Genomic DNA, 16,560 nt, shown 5'->3' with positions numbered 1-16,560 from the left:
AGAGAACCAGCTATCTCCAAGTTCGTTTGGAATTTCTCCGCTACCCACACCTCATCCCCGCACTTTTCAACGTACGTGGGTTCGGTCCTCCAGTGCGTTTTACCGCACCTTCAACCTGGACATGGGTAGATCACATGGTTTCGGGTCTACGACTACATACTCATTCGCCCTATTCAGACTCGCTTTCGCTGCGGCTCCGTCTCTTCGACTTAACCTCGCATGCAATCGTAACTCGCCGGTTCATTCTACAAAAGGCACGCCATCACTCATTAACGAGCTTTGACTTGTTGTAGGCACACGGTTTCAGGATCTATTTCACTCCCCTTCCGGGGTGCTTTTCACCTTTCCCTCACGGTACTGGTTCACTATCGGTCACTAGGGAGTATTTAGCCTTGCGGGATGGTCCCCGCGGATTCCGACGGAATTTCTCGTGTTCCGCCGTACTCAGGATCCTCCTAGGTGTTGTCAGCATTTCGTCTACGGGGCTTTCACCCTCTTTAGCGGAATTTTCCAAATCCTTCAACTATACTAACAGACTACCATATTGGAGTCCTACAACCCCAACAAGCAAGCTTGTTGGTTTGGGCTCTTCCCGTTTCGCTCGCCGCTACTCAGGGAATCGAATTTTCTTTCTCTTCCTGCAGGTACTAAGATGTTTCAGTTCTCTGCGTCTACCTCTAATCAGCTATGTATTCACTGAAAAGTAATATCCTATAAAAGATATTGGGTTCCCCCATTCGGAAATCTCTGGATCATAGCTTACTTACAGCTCCCCAAAGCATATCGGTGTTAGTCCCGTCCTTCATCGGCTCCTAGTGCCAAGGCATCCACCGTGCGCCCTTATTCACTTAACCTTATCAACCTTACGGTTGGGTCTTGATCACTTCTTCTAGCGATAGAAGGTTAATCAATAAATAAGCAATTGAACTTATTAAAAAACTCATTCAACGCGGTGTTCTCGGTTTGTTTTGATTCTTTTTACTTCAATATCCAGTTTTCAATGAACGAATCTGATAGCAAAAGCTATCAATGGAGCCTAGCGGGATCGAACCGCTGACCTCCTGCGTGCAAAGCAGGCGCTCTCCCAGCTGAGCTAAGGCCCCGAATTTATTTGATTGAGAGTAGACCTCTCAAAACTGAACAAAGTAAAGACGAAATGTGTATTTCCGTAATATTCCTTAGAAAGGAGGTGATCCAGCCGCACCTTCCGATACGGCTACCTTGTTACGACTTCACCCCAATCATCTATCCCACCTTAGGCGGCTGGCTCCAAAAAGGTTACCTCACCGACTTCGGGTGTTACAAACTCTCGTGGTGTGACGGGCGGTGTGTACAAGGCCCGGGAACGTATTCACCGCGGCGTGCTGATCCGCGATTACTAGCGATTCCGGCTTCATGCAGGCGAGTTGCAGCCTGCAATCCGAACTGAGAGAAGCTTTAAGAGATTTGCATGACCTCGCGGTCTAGCGACTCGTTGTACTTCCCATTGTAGCACGTGTGTAGCCCAGGTCATAAGGGGCATGATGATTTGACGTCATCCCCACCTTCCTCCGGTTTGTCACCGGCAGTCTCGCTAGAGTGCCCAACTAAATGATGGCAACTAACAATAAGGGTTGCGCTCGTTGCGGGACTTAACCCAACATCTCACGACACGAGCTGACGACAACCATGCACCACCTGTCACTTTGTCCCCGAAGGGAAAGCTCTATCTCTAGAGTGGTCAAAGGATGTCAAGACCTGGTAAGGTTCTTCGCGTTGCTTCGAATTAAACCACATGCTCCACCGCTTGTGCGGGCCCCCGTCAATTCCTTTGAGTTTCAACCTTGCGGTCGTACTCCCCAGGCGGAGTGCTTAATGCGTTTGCTGCAGCACTGAAGGGCGGAAACCCTCCAACACTTAGCACTCATCGTTTACGGCGTGGACTACCAGGGTATCTAATCCTGTTTGCTCCCCACGCTTTCGAGCCTCAGCGTCAGTTACAGACCAGAGAGCCGCCTTCGCCACTGGTGTTCCTCCATATATCTACGCATTTCACCGCTACACATGGAATTCCACTCTCCTCTTCTGCACTCAAGTCTCCCAGTTTCCAATGACCCTCCCCGGTTGAGCCGGGGGCTTTCACATCAGACTTAAGAAACCGCCTGCGCTCGCTTTACGCCCAATAAATCCGGACAACGCTTGCCACCTACGTATTACCGCGGCTGCTGGCACGTAGTTAGCCGTGGCTTTCTGGTTAGATACCGTCAGGGGACGTTCAGTTACTAACGTCCTTGTTCTTCTCTAACAACAGAGTTTTACGATCCGAAAACCTTCTTCACTCACGCGGCGTTGCTCGGTCAGACTTTCGTCCATTGCCGAAGATTCCCTACTGCTGCCTCCCGTAGGAGTCTGGGCCGTGTCTCAGTCCCAGTGTGGCCGATCACCCTCTCAGGTCGGCTATGCATCGTGGCCTTGGTGAGCCGTTACCTCACCAACTAGCTAATGCACCGCGGGTCCATCCATCAGCGACACCCGAAAGCGCCTTTCACTCTTATGCCATGCGGCATAAACTGTTATGCGGTATTAGCACCTGTTTCCAAGTGTTATCCCCCTCTGATGGGTAGGTTACCCACGTGTTACTCACCCGTCCGCCACTCCTCTTTCCAATTGAGTGCAAGCACTCGGGAGGAAAGAAGCGTTCGACTTGCATGTATTAGGCACGCCGCCAGCGTTCGTCCTGAGCCAGGATCAAACTCTCATAATAAAAGTTAGAACAATCTTTCGATTGTTAAGCTCAATTTGTTTGCTAGCATATTGCTTGCTTGTTAAAAATGTTTGTTGTCTTGAATTGAATCAAGACGCCCTACACATTTGGTTCGTCTATTCTTTGTTCAGTTTTCAAAGGTCTACGTTACCTCGCAGCAACTTTTATATCATAACAAACTTTCATTTGAATGTCAAGAACTTTTTTGAAAAAGTTTTTTTAAGTTGTTTCGCTCGGTCGTTGTCGTCTGTTGTGACAACTTCTATATCTTATCATTATCTCAGTTGTTTGTCAACAACTTTTTAAAACTTTTTTGTTATTTTATAACAAGTTTTTTTGATCAAACGATTGATTTAAAAGCAATCTCTTTAACGACTTTGTTATTCTAACATGTTATTTATCTTTTCGTCAAGAAAAATTTTTAACTTTTTAAAACTTTTTTCTTAACGAACTGTTTGTCAGAACAGATATTAATATACCAAGGATTTTTCTAAAACGCAACTATTATTTTGCAGAAAAATAACATTTTTTTCAATTTCGAACGATGAATATTTTCTGCAAAGAAAACATTCGTTTCTTTATCTTATAATCCCTTTTCTCTTACTTAAATGTTCGTTAATCATTCGTAAAAAAAGCAACGTACTTTATTGTACGTTGCTCTCTTCTTTTATTCCAGCGATTGGAATAAAAATTCTAAAGATCGTTCCTTGATGCAATACGCTTTCTGCATCAATACGTCCTTTATAGTTTTCGACTAATTGTTTTGCAATTGATAGTCCTAAGCCATTACCGCCTTTATTTCTTGCACGGGCTTTATCTACTCGATAGAATCGATCAAATATTTTCTCCAAGTCTTCTTCAGTGATTCCTTCACCAAAATCTTGCACAGCTATTTCAAATTCATTCATCGTTCGAGAAATGGAAATATGCACTTCTTTTCGATCTGTTGAATATTTAATCGCATTATCTAATAGAATAATTAGCAATTGTTCAAAGTGATTACGATAGATTTTCAGTTCAACTTCGGTTGGTAAATCGTCATCTAATGTGATATGAAACTCAGGATAAACCAATTGGAAGTTATTAAATACTTGGTAGACTACTTGTTTAGCATCTGTTCGTTCATTTGCATATTGGGTGTCCACTTGTTCAGCGCGTGAAAGGTCAAGCATTTCTTGGACCAAACTCTTCATACGACTAATTTCTTGTAAACTGGCCTTTAATGATTCATCTAAAATTTCAGGATCGTCTTTCCCCCAACGATTTAAAAGGTTTAAATGGCCTTCCATAATCGCAACGGGCGTTCTTAATTCATGGGAAACATCTTCAACAAACTGCTCTTGTTGTTCGATATAGCGTCTCATACGATCTAACATTTCATTAAAGATTTCCGAGATATCTGCTAACTCATCTCTCGTATTAATCTCCGGCATGTGGACATCTGATTGCGGGTCTTTGCGGATTGTATCCATCGTGTCTCTCAATACTTTTAATGGTTTTAAGAAATAAGAAGAGAGGATAAAGCCTAAGACACTACTTACAATCAGAGAAATCACTTCTAAAACTACAAGTGTTAATAATAAATGATTACGAATTTCATAAAAAGAAGAAAGTTCATAAAACGCTTGAATATAGCCAATCTTTTCTCGTGTTTCTTTTGAAAAAATAGGTTCCACGGAATAAAAACCGGTTTTATCAAAAACGGTTCGAACAACAGGTAATTGTCGATCCAATTGTAATAACTTATCATATTCATTTTGTGTTTTAAAAACTAGTTTTTGGTTTGTGTCATACACAGATAAATAAAGTTCTGGTTGTCCTAGTTCAGATATGAAACTGTCCATTTCCATAAACGAACCTTCTACTGCTGTATGCTTATTATAGTAGTTTTCATCTCTTTCACTCGGCGTTTTTAAATAGTCAAAAACGTCTGTTACCGTTAAATTTTCATTGGCATTAGCTAATCGATTTGTTACTTCTGCAATCGTTGCTTCGACATTTTCCTTTTCTTTGGCAACAATAAGACTAACAGAAGACTTATAGGTAATCACCGCAAAAATGGTAAAAACTACAAATATAAAGAAAGAACTTGCGAAAGCCCACTTTATAGTTAAAGATGGGCCTTCCAGTTCTTTTTTAATCGTTCTTTTCATTAATTAGTTCTCACGAACGCATAACGTAGCCAGTTCCACGGACAGTTTGGATGTAGCTTTCTTCTCCAGGTACGTCAATTTTATTTCGTAAGTAGCGGATATACACATCCACAACGTTTGTTTCTACTTCTGTTTCATAGCCCCAAACTTTATTTAGTAACACATCACGTGCCAAGACAACATTCACGTTTTCCATTAGCGTTAATAGTAATTCGTATTCGCGTTTTGTTAATTCAATCATTTCAGAATTACGACGAACGACACGATTTTCTTTTTCAATTGTTAAGTCACGATATGTAATCGTTGTTTGTTTTGCAACGTTTTTATCGCCCTCAATATCAATACGACGAAGTAACGCACGTAAACGAGCTAACAATTCTTCAATTGCAAATGGTTTAACAATATAATCATCCGCTCCATGGTCTAAACCAGAAACACGGTCAATTACTGAATCACGCGCAGTCATCATAATAATTGGTGTATTTTTCACTTGGCGAACACGGCGACATACTTCTAATCCATTCAATTCTGGTAACATCAAATCAAGAAGGATAGCATCCCATTCGTTGTTAAGAGCGGCTTCCAATCCTGTACGACCATTGTAGTGTACTTCTGTCGTATACCCCTCATGTTTTAATTCAAGCTCAACGAATCTCGCTAAGTTCTTTTCATCTTCAATAATTAAAATGTTGCTCATTTGATTAATTGTCCTTTCTCTTTAAAAGCTATACTCAAGCTCAACCTTTTTATTCCTTACTACTTATTAGAGAATTACTACTCAATCTGTCTGGTTCTTTTTTAAGCCACAGTAAAACCATGAGCATGGTGAGCCACACTCATGGTCTCCAGCGTGTTTATTCTTCGTTGTACCAGCTGTAATGGTAGATTCCTTCTTTGTCTGTGCGTTCGTACGTATGAGCACCGAAGTAATCACGTTGTGCTTGAATTAAATTCGCTGGTAAGCGATCTGAACGATAAGAATCGTAATAAGCAATTGCAGATGAGAATGTTGGTACAGGAACACCTGCTTGAACAGCAATCGCAACAACTTCACGAACGGCTTGTTGATATTTTTTCGTAATTTCTACGAAGTATTCATCTAACAACAAGTTTTCAAGTGCTGGATTTTTTTCATATGCATCGGTAATTTTTTGTAAGAATTGTGCACGGATAATGCAACCTGCTCGCCAGATTTTTGCAATTTCACCAAATGGTAAATCCCATCCGTATTCTTCAGAAGCTGCACGGAGTTGTGCAAACCCTTGCGCATAACTCATTAATTTACTAAAGTATAATGCTTCGCGAATTTTTTCAATCAATTCTTTTTTATCGCCTGCAAAGTTAAAGGCTGCAGGTTTTGATAAAATGCCACTTGCTTTTACGCGTTCTTCTTTGTAAGCCGAAATGAAACGTGCAAATACTGATTCTGTAATTAATGGTAATGGTACGCCAAGATCTAACGCACTTTGGCTTGTCCATTTACCTGTTCCTTTGTTGCCTGCTGCATCAAGAATAACATCAACGATTGGTTGGTCGGTTCCTTCATCATCTTTACGTGTCAAAATGTCAGCCGTGATCTCGATAAGGTAACTGTCTAATTCGCCTTCGTTCCATTCTTTGAAAATCTCTGCCATTTCATCAACAGATAAACCTAAGATTTGTTTCATTAAGTCGTAGGATTCAGCAATTAATTGCATGTCCCCATATTCAATCCCATTATGAACCATTTTTACATAATGTCCAGCACCATTTGGGCCAATGTAAGTCACACATGGTTCACCGTCTTCTGCTTTAGCTGAAATTTTTTCAAGAATTGGCGCAACTAACTCATACGCTTCTTTTTGTCCGCCAGGCATGATAGATGGTCCTTTCAAGGCTCCTTCTTCTCCGCCAGAAACGCCAGTACCAATAAAGTTAATTCCTGAGTTTGCTAGTTCTTCATTACGTCGCATTGTGTCTTTGAAGAACGTATTACCGCCATCAATTAAGATGTCGCCTTTATCAAGGTGTGGTAACAATTCTTGGATTGTCGCATCTGTTGCAGGTCCAGCTTTAACCATCAACATAATTCGACGAGGTTTTTCAATTGCATTCACAAATTCCTCAATTGAGTATGTTGCTTGAAAGTTTTTGTCAGGATGTTCTTCAACCACTTCTGTTGTTTTTGATCCTGTACGGTTATACAGCGCAACTGTATAGCCTCTGCTTTCAATGTTTAAAGCAAGATTTTTCCCCATGACAGCCATGCCGACTACGCCAAATTGTTGTTTTGTCATTTTATGACCTCCTATATTATAATCAACGAAAATTCTATGAGCATTCTCTTATAATCCTCACTATTATAACGCACTATCTTTCATATGAAAACAATATAGTGCCAATAAATTTCCAATTTCTTCATATTTTCTTAAAAAAATACAAATCCCCTAGGCTCCATGGTTAGCCTAGGGGATTCAACATTTCAAAAAATGTTTTTATGCTTATGCTTCTTTAGACATTACGTCTTTTCCATCGTAGTGACCACATGCTGGACATACGTGATGGCTTTTTTTCATTTCACCACAGTTTGAGCATGCATTTAAGCCTTTGATTGTTAATTTGTAGTGTGTGCGACGTTTTGCTTTTTTCGCTTTAGAAGTTCTTCTAGCTGGTACTGCCATTGTTGTTCCACCTCCTTGTAAAGATGCGTGTATTTACATACACAATATATTCCAACCTAGCTGTTATCTTCCTCTTCAGCATTATCGCTGAGTAATTCTGATAGTTTAGCCAGACGAGGATCCACTGTTTGTTCTGCTGCTTTCTGCTTACTTTCCAAATATGCTTCTTCTGAAATCACTTCCCAGTCATTGCCACTTGGCATTTCTTGACTGTTTTGTTCTTCTTCTGTAAGCACTTGAATTGGAATGGACAATAGAATGTTGTCTTCGACAGATTCATCTAAATCAATTGTTGGCTTGTCCAATAAAATAATCTCTTCAGCTGCAAATCGTTCATCTCTTGTATCCATTTGTTCTTTTGTCATAAAGACTTCATCGACCGTGATTTGCATTGGCAAAGCCACAGGTTCTAAAGAACGGGATGAAGGAACGGTTACAGTTACCTGAATAGTGTAATGAAGTAAATATTCTGATTTATTGACTGCTAATAAGCCTTCTACTTTGATTGGACTTACATCCAACAAGGTATCATCTCGTTGAAGAAGCTCTTCTTTAAGATGCAATGTTTCTGAAAACACTAGCGGCTCTTCTTTGTATTTATTTAATTCTAACAAAGACCACTTCATAATTATCACTCCTAAGCAACAAAAGCTATTATACAGGGGTATGAAAGCTTTGTCAATGAAATTTTCTTGACAGCCCTTTCTTATTTCCTGTTTTTCTTTCGTTTTTTTTATAATTGTTTTTCTGTTGAAGATAACTTAGCGCTTATTTAATTAAATAACAAAATTTTTGTGTGAAATAACATAAATAATTTAAAACTCAGACATAATTTTACTATTTGCGCCCAACTCTTTATTTACTGAATACGTGTTTCTGAACATTTCATACTACTGTCTTCCTTGTAAAAAAAGCTGAGACAAACTGACGAATCGGTTTGTCCCAGCTTTGCGTCCGAGTACATATTGCTTAAAATCAAATGATTGAATTAATTAGACTTAGATAGCTGTTGTTGCTCCGCGGTAAACAATACCACGACGAGGATCAACAGTAATCACTTCGTCATTATTAATTAATGATGTTGCATCTGCAGCACCTACGATAACTGGAATATTTTGTGCAATCGCTACAACAGCTGCATGAGAAGTTAAACCACCTTCTTCAACAACTAATGCTGATGCTTTTTCAATTGCAGGCATGTATTCTTTATCTGTTGTTTTTGTAACTAAAATAGCCCCTTCAGTCGCTTTAGCAACTGCTTCTTCAGCAGTTCCTGCCACAACGGCTTTTGCAATAATTGCTTCTTCGCCGACACCTTGACCTTGAACTAATTTAGAACCGATCATTTGAATTTTCATTAAGTTTGTTGTGCCTTTTTCGCCAACTGGAACACCAGCAGTGATAATGATTAAATCACCTTCTGAAGCATAACCTTCTTCTTGTGATACTTTTGAAGCTAAATTAAACATTTCATCTGTGCTTGATGGTTTGTCAGCAACTGTTGCGTAAACACCCCATGATAATGATAAGCTACGTGCTTTTTGTTCTGAGAACGTAATTGCAACGATATGTGCTTTTGGACGGTATTTAGAGATCATACGTGCTGTATGGCCTGATTCTGTTGCCGCAACGATTGTTTGGATACTCAAGTTACGTGCTGTATGGCCAACAGATTGTCCGATTGCTTCAGTCATATCTGTTTTGCTATATAATTTCAATGCGAATGAATCTTGGTTAACTAATGTTTCTTCTGTACGAACTGCAATACGAGCCATTGTTTGAACAGCTTCTAATGGGTAATCCCCTGCTGCAGTTTCGCCTGATAACATTACTGCATCTGTTCCATCGTAGATTGCGTTTGCTACGTCATTTGCTTCCGCACGTGTTGGACGTGGGTTACGTTGCATTGAATCTAACATTTGTGTTGCAGTGATAACTGGTTTACCTAAAGCATTACATTTTTTAATTAAAGCTTTTTGGACAACTGGAACATCTTCTGTTGGAATTTCAACACCCATGTCACCACGAGCAACCATTAAACCATCAGAAACTTTTAAGATTTCATCGATATTATCGATACCTTCTTGGTTTTCGATTTTAGGAATGATTTGGATGTGTGTTGCGTTTTCTTCTTCTAAAATTTTAGTGATTTCTAAAACGTCAGAAGCACGACGAACGAAGCTAGCTGCGATAAAGTCAATTCCTTGACCAATTCCGAAACGGATATCGTTAGCATCTTTTTCAGTGATCCCTGGTAAGTTTACAGAAACGCCTGGTACGTTAACGCCTTTTTTGTTTTTCAAGACGCCTTCGTTTTTAACAACTGTTACGATTTCGTTTGCATCACGGTCGATATCAGTTACTTCTAAATCGATTAAACCATCATCTAAAAGAATGTGTGAACCTACGTTTACATCATTGATTAATTCTGGATAAGTGATTGAGAATTTTTCATTTGTTCCTAAAACTTCTGTCATAGAAATACGTACTGAGTCACCAATTTTCATTGTGATTGCGCCATTTTCCATGTCATTTGTGCGGATTTCAGGACCTTTTGTATCTAGTAAGATCGCTACGCGTTTCCCTGTAATTTTTACAGCTTCACGAATGTTTTTAATACGAGCACCATGCTCTTCGTAGTCACCATGTGAAAAGTTCAAACGGCAAACATTCATACCTGCATTAATTAAGTTTACTAGCATATCAACGGATTCACTAGCTGGTCCAATCGTACATACGATTTTCGTTTTTTTCATTACTAAAACGCTCCTATTCCAAATTTGTTTATACAAAGCTAATAAGATTAGCTAATATACAAGATTAAAAAGAAATTTCATGATTTAACTCATAAAGAGATAAATCTGGTTTGTGTTTATTGTTTTCTAACGTGTCAATAATATCAGCTGCAACTACTTGGTTATCTAACATACCGATACATAAACCGCCTTTGCCTTCTTTTAGAAGTTCAACAGCATATGACCCAAATTTACTTGCTAATACACGGTCACGAGCACTTGGCGAGCCCCCACGAACCACGTGTCCTAAAATTGATACACGCGTATGGAAATCACCGTATTCAGAAAGTTTATCAGCAAATTCATTTCCGCCCATTACGCCTTCTGCTAAAATGATTAAGCAATGTTTTTTCCCGCGGTCGCGGCCTTCTTGAATACGTTTGGCAACGTTTTTCATATCAAAATCATGTTCAGGAATAATGATTTCATCTGCTCCGCCTGCCACGCCTGACCACAATGCGATATCACCAGCGTTACGTCCCATTACTTCGATAACGAATGTACGAACATGAGAAGTCGCTGTATCACGAATTCGGTCAATTGATTCCAAAACAGTGTTAATCGCTGTATCAAAACCGATTGTGAAATCTGTTCCAGGAATATCATTATCAATCGTTCCAGGAATTCCAACAGCCGGGAAACCACGTTTTGTCAAAGCCATTGCGCCATGATAAGAACCGTCTCCACCAATAACAACTAAGCCTTCAATACCGAATTTTTTCAATTGTTCGATTCCTTTTAATTGCCCTTCTTCAGTAGCAAATTCAGGATAACGAGCAGAGTACAAGAATGTTCCACCACGTTGAATCTTATCGCCAACGTCAGCAACATCTAAACGACGGATGTCGCCTGCGACTAAACCGGCAAATCCATAGTTAATACCGTAAACTTCGATTCCATCAAAAATACTTTTGCGTACGACTGCACGAATTGCAGCGTTCATTCCAGGGGCATCTCCCCCGCTGGTTAAAATACCAATGCGTTTCATTCGCTATTTCACCTCATATAATATACTTTCAACTGCCAAAAGAAACCTTTTCGCAAAAATTGATATACAAAAATATTACGTCATTCATTTTACCATTAAAGAACCAAAATGTCTTGAGTTAAGAAGAAAAAAATGAAAAAAGTTGAAAACAACTAGTATTTTTTACCGTAAATCATTTGAAAATGACGTTTTGCTCGCCTAAAACGTAAGCTAATTGTTGCTGACTAGCGCTTGTATGAGCGACCCAATTTTCTTCATTTAATACTATTTTCTTACCTGTTTTTTCAAAATAGACAATCACTGGAATGTGTCCAGCGTGACGACTGAGTACCTCTTTCATTTTCTGAAAAACGTCCGTTTGTTCGACATCTTTTGTAATTCTGATAAAACACGTTTCGTCACTAATTGATGTTTCTACTTGTTGCGCTTTTTCTATTCGTTGAACCAATATTTGCAATTCTTGATTGTACGTACTGCGTTCCACTTTTCCTTCCACATAATAAACTTGCCCTTTCTCGACACTCTGTCTTAACTGGCGAAAAACGGTTGGGAACAACGTTAGTGAAATACTTCCTGTTGTATCATCCCCATCAACAAAGGCCATTTGTTCTCCCTTTTTGGTCCGAATCGTCCGAATGTTTTTGACATAAATCAATAATTTCGTGGGCTGATTTTCAACAAGTTCATGAACAAGTTGCGTTTGCTTGGCTAAGCGTGTTTTTTTGAACTCTTCTGTCGGATGTCCTGATAAATAGACTCCTAAATATTGTTCTTCTTGTTCTAGTCGCTCTTCTAGCGGATAATCGGCAATTTCTTCTTCCTTTGGCTTCAACGTTTCTAACAAATCCATACTACCACCGCTGAGAAGAATACTTTGGATATTACTCTCTAAACCTACCGCTAATTGACGGCGATTAGGCGCAATTTCGTCAAATGCACCGATGGCAATCAATGGTTCGATATTTTCAACTTTCAACCACTTACGGTCAATTCGCAAAAGAAACTCATCGAACGTTTTGTACGGTCCATTTTCTCGGCGTTCATTTAAAATATTTTGAATGAAGTCTCGGCGGATTCCTTTTAAAGAACTAAAACCAAATAAAATTTGCTGTTGCTGATTTAGGTAAAAGCTGTAGTGACTTTGGTTAATTGACGGCTGCAAAATCGTCTGCTTGTTTTTTCTAGCTTCGCCAATATATTCTTTAATTTTTGTTGGATTATGACGAACAGAATGCAACAATGCGACATAAAAAGCACTCGGATAATGAACCTTCAAGTAAGCCATTTGAAAACCAATAAAGGAATAGGCAAATGCATGCGAGCGGTTAAAGCCATAATTAGCAAAGCGCTCAATATAATCGTACACTTGGTTAGCTGTTTCTTGGGGATAGCCTTGTTGTAACGCACCATTAACAAAATGATTCCGTTCTTCATCTAGCACATCTTTTTTCTTTTTACTAATGGCCCGACGTAAAATGTCAGCTTGCCCTAAAGAGAAGCCAGCCATTTTCGCAGCAACTTGCATAATCTGCTCTTGGTAAACAATAATTCCGTAAGTATTTTCCAAAATGGGGGCGAGACTAGGCTCTGGATAACTAATTTGTTCCAAGCCTTTTTTCCGGCGGATGAAAACCTCAATATTTTGCATCGGACCAGGACGATACAGGGCATTGACAGCAGCAATATCTTCAATGCTAGTTGGCCCTAATTTTCTTAATACATTCCGAATTCCAGCAGATTCAAACTGGAAAACGCCACTTGTTTCCCCTTTTCTAAATAAAGCCAGCGTTGTTTCGTCATCTAATGGAATCTGATTCAAACGAATGGTTTGATTATAGACGCGTTTAACAGCTGTGAGGGTATCATCAATGATGGATAAATTTCTTAAGCCCAAGAAATCCATTTTCAGAAGACCAATTTTTTCAACATCATTCATAGTAAATTGGGTCAATAAAATTTCATTCGATCCTGGTTGTAACGGAACCAAATTCAAAAGATTTTCATCACTAATTACCACACCTGCTGCGTGCGTAGAAACATGGCGAGGCAATCCTTCTAGCTGAACAGCTGTTTTATAGAGCAATTGATTATTTGGTGAAAAATTGACCAATTCTTGCATCCGTTTTGACTCTTGGTATGCTTCTTCTAACGTAATTTTTAGCTTGTTGGGGACAGCTGCCGACCAACGATTCGCTTCACTCTGGGACAACCCGAAAACACGTGCAACGTCCCGTAAAACCATTTTCGCAGCCATCGTACCAAACGTGGCAATTTGCGCCATGTGATAATGACCATATTTTTGACTGACATAAGCTAAAACTTCCTCCCGCCGATTATCAGGAATATCTAAATCAATATCGGGCATCGTGTAGCGTTCTGGATTCAAAAAACGTTCAAAAAGCAAATCATATTTGATTGGATCTACATCTGTAATTGATAGCACATAGGACACTAAAGAGCCTGCAGCTGAACCTCGGCCAGCGCCTGTAACAATTTGATTGTTATGACAGAAGTCCATCACATCCCAAACGATTAAAAAGTAATCATCAAAACCCATATTGTGAATGATGGTTAACTCTTTTTCTAATCGTTTTTGGTAAACTTCATTTAGATGAGGCACTCTTTCTGGTAATTTTTCTAAACACAATGTGCGTAAATAAGAACCAGCCGTTTGATTATCAGGCACAGGAAAATGCGGTAATAATTTTTGATGTAAAGGAATGTCAACTCGGCAATTTTCAGCTAGCTGAATCGTATTCTGGACCACTTCTGCACCAGCTATTTGAAGCATTTGTTCCATCGTCGTCTCTGCTTCACGCAAGTAATTCAGACCTTCTATTTCCGGTGTTTGGCTTGTAATATTCAATTGATTATTTTCTTTGATGCTCTCAAGAACAGTTACGGCAAAGCCTTCTTCCCTTGTTAAATGACGTACCTCTTGCAAAGCCACGCCAGGTAATTGTTCTCTTTGGTAAAAAGAAAAGAGCGCTGGATTGCGTTGTTGATTCATTGAAAAAGAATGTTCAACAAATAACGACTGGGGATCAAAATATGAAGCAAGTTGTTGGAAAGCGTGAACCGCTTGTTGTTCATCTTCAAAAAATGTTTGGGCGACTTCTCCTTTAGCTGACAAAGTCACGGCAAATAAATCACTTAATAAGGATTGATGTTCCGCTAAGTAAAAGGGACCCTCTGTCGTCATTTTGCTGCTAGATAGTTGCATTAATTGCTGATACCCTTTTAAATTTTTAGCAAATAAAAGCAACTCGGAATGCCCTTCTTTTTCTGCTGGGGTATATTCTAATCTTAAACCGATAATTGGTTGAATTCCCGCTTCTTGGCATGCTTCATAAAATTCAACCGCCCCATGCAAGACATTGATATCGGTAATCGCTAATGTTTGATAACCTAACGCTTTCGCTTGTTTTACATAGGAACGAATCCTAACCGTACTAGATAAAAGCGAATAGGAAGTAACGGTATGTAATTGTGGAAATGACATTGGACAGCTCCTTTTTGAATCCTTGCTATTTTTTGCCTCTTCTCTTATTTTCCTATCGCGGATTCTTTACTTTTAAAGAAAATATGCTAAACTAAGAGCTAGAAAAGAGGTGCTCATATGCGTTATCTTGTTGTATTTTTCTGGACCTTCGCATTAGGCCAAGTCGTTGGATATATCGGCGGTGCATTATCTGGTGGTTCATACGACTTTAAAATGACAACGATTCTATCGTTGGCAACAGCCGTTATTATTTTATTAATTGCACACTTTGCAGTACCGAAAGAAACCAAACCTGTTAAATAAGAAAAAACCAGTTACTAAAGTTATTGTAACTGGTTTTTTTATCTTTTCAACTGTTTAGAGCTTTTTATTTAAAACTTTTCGGAAATTAAAGAAGGACAGCCCAATGTTTCCTAAAACGAAACAAGCGGTTACCAGAAAAACAGAAGAATAGCCAAAACCATGGGCAACTGTCGACCCTACCATCGGTCCTAAAACTTGACCGAAATTACTACACATCTGATTGTAACTATAAACTCTACTTACGCCCTCTGTTGGCGTTATTTTACTAATTAACGTATTGATTGATGGCATTAAAGCACCTGTTGAAAAACCTAAAAGGAATCGTAAAACACCTAACTGAAAAGGTGTTTGCACAAACGCCATGGGAATGTAACAAATAAAAGAAAGAATTAATCCGCCTAATAAAACTTTTTGGTTCCCAATGCGGTCCCCAATTTTTCCCAAAGTTGGAGAAGAAATAATTGCTGAAACGCCGGCAATCGAAACAATCAAACCACTAACAAATAATACATTCTCTGTATCGCCACTTAAAGATCGAATATATAGCGTTAAGATTGGGCTGATACTTGTAATTCCTAATTGTAAAATTAACGTAGTCACAAACAAACCAATCAATACTGAAACATGATCCATCTTACTAAAAATTTCTTTCGTCGTTAATAAATCCTTTTTCTCAACTGGTTGAAAATCTTCTTTAACTAAAAAGATAGTCAACAACGTTGTAATGAATAAAATAACGCCGGTAATAATAAAGACATTTTCCATTCCAAACCACTGTGCCAACGCACCGCCAATCGATGGCGCAATTAACGTCCCAGCAATTGCACCTGTTGATAATGTTCCTAGAGCCCAGCCATTTTTCTCTTTTGGCGCCTGCGACGCAATCATCGCTGTTGCGTTAGGAATATAGCCGGATAAAATCCCGTTCATAAAACGCATAATCAACAGCCAGTAAACATTAGGGACAAATGCTAACGCCCCCATTGTAATCGTCATTCCTGCTGCAGCCCGAATCATCATAATTTTCCGACCTTTTCGATCAGCTAAATTTCCCCAAATCGGCGCAACAATCGCAGCAGCAAATGCCGTGACAGAAATTGCCAATCCAGAAAACAACTCTACTTGGCTCTTAGGCGTCCCTAATTGTTCAACATATACTGGAATAAACGGCATAACTAAGCTAATACTCGCCCCTGTAAAAAAGCAACCAATCCATGCGACTAATAAATTCTGCTTCCATTTTATTTTCATACTTTTATCCACCTTATCACCTCTTCACCTACCACTATACTCTAAAAGAGTGAATCTCTCAAAAGAAAATTCTTTTAAAAAAAAGTCTGGCAGACCGGTCAAAACGACCAATCTGCCAGACTTCTTAACACTTGGGCTTAAGATAAATAGCTGAATAAATGCAAC

Annotated in this window: 10 protein-coding genes, 1 tRNA gene and 2 rRNA genes (1 of these 13 only partly in view); 1 reads left to right on the top strand and 12 read right to left on the bottom strand. The window is 39.3% G+C overall.

All coding sequences use genetic code 11. The features are described from left to right. From IGJ63_RS03855 to dnaE, 11 genes are all read right to left on the bottom strand, one after another. A 23S ribosomal RNA gene (locus IGJ63_RS03855) occupies positions 1 to 854 on the bottom strand (it extends 2,059 nt beyond the left edge of the window). 176 nt (positions 855 to 1,030) lie between these two features. Beyond that, a tRNA-Ala gene (locus IGJ63_RS03850) sits at positions 1,031 to 1,103 on the bottom strand. 79 nt (positions 1,104 to 1,182) lie between these two features. Next, positions 1,183 to 2,743: ribosomal RNA gene (locus IGJ63_RS03845) — 16S ribosomal RNA — on the bottom strand. The 16S and 23S rRNA genes sit together here with 1 tRNA gene alongside, the layout of an rRNA operon. Positions 2,744 to 3,387: 644 nt before the next feature. Next, positions 3,388 to 4,896: a HAMP domain-containing sensor histidine kinase gene (locus IGJ63_RS03840; protein WP_002363430.1), complete on the bottom strand. Its 1,509-nt coding sequence runs from the start codon at positions 4,894 to 4,896 to the stop codon at positions 3,388 to 3,390. A 10-nt stretch (positions 4,897 to 4,906) separates the two neighbouring features. Then, positions 4,907 to 5,593, bottom strand: coding sequence for a response regulator transcription factor (locus IGJ63_RS03835; protein ID WP_002355954.1), 687 nt, complete (start codon positions 5,591 to 5,593; stop codon positions 4,907 to 4,909). A 157-nt stretch (positions 5,594 to 5,750) separates the two neighbouring features. Continuing rightward, a complete protein-coding gene (gndA, locus tag IGJ63_RS03830) occupies positions 5,751 to 7,172 on the bottom strand; it encodes an NADP-dependent phosphogluconate dehydrogenase (RefSeq protein ID WP_002355953.1) in 1,422 nt (473 codons plus the stop codon). Between the two features lie 204 nt (positions 7,173 to 7,376). After that, the gene (rpmF, locus tag IGJ63_RS03825; RefSeq protein WP_002355952.1) at positions 7,377 to 7,556 is read right to left on the bottom strand and encodes a 50S ribosomal protein L32; all 180 of its coding nucleotides are present in this window, start codon (positions 7,554 to 7,556) and stop codon (positions 7,377 to 7,379) included. A gap of 56 nt (positions 7,557 to 7,612) precedes the next feature. Then, a complete protein-coding gene (locus tag IGJ63_RS03820; protein ID WP_002363429.1) occupies positions 7,613 to 8,182 on the bottom strand; it encodes a YceD family protein in 570 nt (189 codons plus the stop codon). 372 nt (positions 8,183 to 8,554) lie between these two features. Beyond that, positions 8,555 to 10,312, bottom strand: coding sequence for a pyruvate kinase (gene pyk / locus IGJ63_RS03815; protein ID WP_135952880.1), 1,758 nt, complete (start codon positions 10,310 to 10,312; stop codon positions 8,555 to 8,557). 64 nt (positions 10,313 to 10,376) lie between these two features. Further along, positions 10,377 to 11,339 (bottom strand): 6-phosphofructokinase, encoded by a 963-nt coding sequence (pfkA, locus tag IGJ63_RS03810; protein ID WP_002355947.1) that lies wholly within the window; start codon positions 11,337 to 11,339, stop codon positions 10,377 to 10,379. Between the two features lie 172 nt (positions 11,340 to 11,511). Further along, positions 11,512 to 14,841 (bottom strand): DNA polymerase III subunit alpha, encoded by a 3,330-nt coding sequence (dnaE, locus tag IGJ63_RS03805; protein WP_284955266.1) that lies wholly within the window; start codon positions 14,839 to 14,841, stop codon positions 11,512 to 11,514. Between the two features lie 117 nt (positions 14,842 to 14,958). Between dnaE and IGJ63_RS03800 the strand changes: the two genes are divergently transcribed. Next, a complete protein-coding gene (locus tag IGJ63_RS03800) occupies positions 14,959 to 15,144 on the top strand; it encodes a YjzD family protein (RefSeq protein WP_002355945.1) in 186 nt (61 codons plus the stop codon). Positions 15,145 to 15,198: 54 nt separating this feature from the next. Here IGJ63_RS03800 and IGJ63_RS03795 read toward each other — a convergent pair whose 3' ends face one another. Continuing rightward, positions 15,199 to 16,395 (bottom strand): multidrug efflux MFS transporter, encoded by a 1,197-nt coding sequence (locus tag IGJ63_RS03795; RefSeq protein ID WP_002381323.1) that lies wholly within the window; start codon positions 16,393 to 16,395, stop codon positions 15,199 to 15,201. Positions 16,396 to 16,560: the final 165 nt, after the last annotated feature.

It is taken from the genome of Enterococcus sp. DIV1375a, assembly GCF_051712205.1.
GTDB classification, from domain to species: Bacteria; Bacillota; Bacilli; order Lactobacillales; family Enterococcaceae; genus Enterococcus; species Enterococcus faecalis.
Note: the sequence above shows the minus strand (reverse complement) of the source record. Positions and strands in the feature narration are given on the sequence as shown.

Bases quoted from the DNA above. Each gene is read 5' to 3' on its own strand.
- IGJ63_RS03840 (WP_002363430.1), bottom strand. From the start codon at position 4,896: ATGAAAAGAACGATTAAAAAAGAACTGGAAGGCCCATCTTTAACTATA.
- IGJ63_RS03835 (WP_002355954.1), bottom strand. From the start codon at position 5,593: ATGAGCAACATTTTAATTATTGAAGATGAAAAGAACTTAGCGAGATTC.
- gndA (WP_002355953.1), bottom strand. From the start codon at position 7,172: ATGACAAAACAACAATTTGGCGTAGTCGGCATGGCTGTCATGGGGAAA.
- rpmF (WP_002355952.1), bottom strand. From the start codon at position 7,556: ATGGCAGTACCAGCTAGAAGAACTTCTAAAGCGAAAAAAGCAAAACGT.
- IGJ63_RS03820 (WP_002363429.1), bottom strand. From the start codon at position 8,182: ATGAAGTGGTCTTTGTTAGAATTAAATAAATACAAAGAAGAGCCGCTA.
- pyk (WP_135952880.1), bottom strand. From the start codon at position 10,312: ATGAAAAAAACGAAAATCGTATGTACGATTGGACCAGCTAGTGAATCC.
- pfkA (WP_002355947.1), bottom strand. From the start codon at position 11,339: ATGAAACGCATTGGTATTTTAACCAGCGGGGGAGATGCCCCTGGAATG.
- dnaE (WP_284955266.1), bottom strand. From the start codon at position 14,841: ATGTCATTTCCACAATTACATACCGTTACTTCCTATTCGCTTTTATCT.
- IGJ63_RS03800 (WP_002355945.1), top strand. From the start codon at position 14,959: ATGCGTTATCTTGTTGTATTTTTCTGGACCTTCGCATTAGGCCAAGTC.
- IGJ63_RS03795 (WP_002381323.1), bottom strand. From the start codon at position 16,395: ATGAAAATAAAATGGAAGCAGAATTTATTAGTCGCATGGATTGGTTGC.